The 2,649-nt window shown below is 43.9% G+C and carries 1 protein-coding gene and 1 pseudogene; one reads left to right on the top strand and one right to left on the bottom strand.

Annotated features, from left to right (window positions below; genetic code table 11):
* Positions 1-113: 113 nt before the first annotated feature.
* Positions 114-311, top strand: a pseudogene (locus LBQ00_08525) (integrase core domain-containing protein).
* A 99-nt stretch (positions 312-410) separates the two neighbouring features.
* Here LBQ00_08525 and LBQ00_08520 read toward each other — a convergent pair.
* A complete protein-coding gene (locus tag LBQ00_08520) occupies positions 411-1,646 on the bottom strand; it encodes a transglycosylase SLT domain-containing protein (protein MDR2018890.1) in 1,236 nt (411 codons plus the stop codon).
* Between the last annotated feature and the right edge of the window lie 1,003 nt (positions 1,647-2,649).

The following is a 2,649-nucleotide window of genomic DNA, read 5'->3' as shown; positions in this document are numbered from 1 at the left end:
GTGATTGCCTGATGATTTCATCCCTGCATCGTTGGATTGTAATACGGAAACTGTCAAAGTTTGCATGATGAATCGACGAGAGCTTAATTCGGCATCCAGCGTTTATGACACCATTTGACTGTGTCTGCCATCGCAACGGGATTGAACATCGACTGACCAAAGTAAAACATCCCTGGGCTAACGGCCAAGTAGAGCGGATGAACCGGACTATCAAGGAAGCGACTGTTGGGCGTTACCATTATGGCAGCCATAAAGAACACCTCCATGTATTTCTCATGGCGTACAATTTGGCAAATCGTTTGAAAAGCTTATAAGGAAAATCTCCTTATAATTTCATCAGAGATATATGGACGCTTGAGTCTGGAAGATTTACTGATGACCCAAACCATTTCAATGTGGGGGTAAACAGCCTAATACGTTTCCCTGGAAAGCCATTCCCATACAACGTCAAATTTCTTGAGGTAGGTCTGCGTCTCGGCGGGAAGCCCGAGATGCCAGTCATACCCATATCTATCCATGGCTATCCTCGTCCTTCCTGACCCGCAGTTATATGCCGAGGCAAGAAATCTACCGAGTGTATCGCCTCCTGCTTTTACATTTTTCACTCTTTCGTTACCGAGAACACATATATCCGAGTCAAAAAGCAGGAATGAGGCCTTCGCCGCATTTTCATGATCCTCCATGCCCTGGATAAAATCCTTCTTCAGGCCCGCCCTAGGGTACATCGCCACCATCCGCTTATAAGTCTTGGGGATAAACTGAAAAAGGCCCCTTGCCCCAGCTTTCGAAACAGAATACCGATAGGCATTGTGAGTGTTCGTGCCCATTATTACAAGCGTCTCATGAATGAGTCTCTCCATCGTGTAGTTTCCGTTTTCGAATTTTTGAGGATCAATATGCTCGATAATTGCCAACACAAAGGCCACCTCGTCATCCACAAACATGTCGCCCGACAGAGGTTGCACACCACGTTTCAGGAGATCATTTTTTGCTGCCCCAATAACATTTTTCAGATAATCAAATCCTGCCTTTCTCACGACCGGCACGTCGAGGTCTTCGGAATAGGGAGTGTAGACTACTTCTTTGAATCCCGTTCCGCTGCGCACCGGTCTCTTTACGGCAAGCACGATATACTGTTCGGAATATATGATGTTGAACTTCGTATTGACGCCATTTGATTTGCCGGGCTCAATTACAATTCCGCCGGACTTACCACCTAGTCTCGGGTGAACTCTTACAATCTTGATTTCCCTTGTCTTTACATTCTCGATAGCTATAAGTATAGTAAATCCGCCTAATTCAGGCCGCTGTCCTCCATTCCCCCTAAGCAACCTGACCAATTTTTTTCCCCTCAGAACCTTCTTGACTTTAAGCCTCTTTGTTTTCGCCAATTTAAAACCACATCTCTGCTCGCCCAGAAGCCCCCTTGCTCTCGCTATATCTTCAAAAATATTGAAACCGATCTCAACGTGCGCCTCTGATGAAGGGCCAAACTCCACAGATTCTTCCACATTTATTTCTTCTGGAAATTTTGTTTCGTCTTCATCAAGTATATCGGCATAGGAAGGTAAGGCAAAAAGAAAAACGAAACAGATTGTTGTCCAGAGAATGGTAAAATCGAAGGCACGATATCGCCTCTTGTACATATTTAGAGTATCTCTCCTTGTCGGTTGTTCATCCTGCTTCCCTGCAAGACACTTTCCGGCATATACCTATGGTAAAAACTGCGCTGTCTTCCGAACCCTATAGTCTATCACATTTTAGCCATTAAAGGCACCAATTATCCCCTGTAACTCTTCGTAGTTTATGTTATGGGAATATTAATCGGACATCAGTTTTTCTGTATATGTACTCTCATACACTGCACACATTTCTCTGTTGTCCCCACCAAATACTTCTCACGGACCACCATTTTGAAATTCTCTTCTCTTTATCTTGATGAAATCTTCACTGATCCAGTTCTTTGAAGTAATGTCGACAGAGGTATGGTAGCAAAAAAAAAGGAGCAGGGCGACAGTGTTGACCCCCGTTCGGCTTACCTTCGAAGATGGCGTCATACCTCGAAAGCACTGCCAGAGAAAATATGGAAGCGACAAAAACTGCGGTTTTATTGTTTAAGGTTTTGGATCTACCTATAAATCTTCCAGACTCAAGGGTCCATATATTTCTGATGAAATCATAAGGGGATTTTCCTTATAAGCTTTTCAAACGATTTGCCAAATTGTACGCCATGAGAAATACATGGAGGTGTTCTTTTGCTCCTTGATAGTCCACTTTGTTGATGTTCAATCCCGTGGCGATGGCACGGTCAAATACGTCACGCTTACAGTTGAACTGGATGCCGTTCAAATAGAAAACCCTTGGCTGCGGTTCTATGTTCTGTTATTGGCTGGCCCACCTCGCGGCTATATCCACATGCGGTTTCCATGCCACGAGGAATGAATGTGTCTTAGAGAATACAGGCAATCTGTGAAGACCATGAATCAGCTTCTTCTCAAACGGATGACTTTAGGACCCATAGGCACATCAATGGACAAAGTCTCTTTTTCTCCATCTCTCAATAGTTTTTAGATTCACGCCATAATGTACTGCAAGCTTTATCAGGCTTTCTTGACTATTTTATTATTTCTCTACGCACTACCTGAGTTG

Source organism: Syntrophobacterales bacterium, from assembly GCA_031274925.1.
GTDB lineage: Bacteria > Desulfobacterota > Syntrophorhabdia > Syntrophorhabdales > Syntrophorhabdaceae > PNOM01.
The sequence above is the reverse complement of the archived record's forward strand: the minus strand, read 5'-3'. Positions and strand labels throughout refer to the sequence as shown.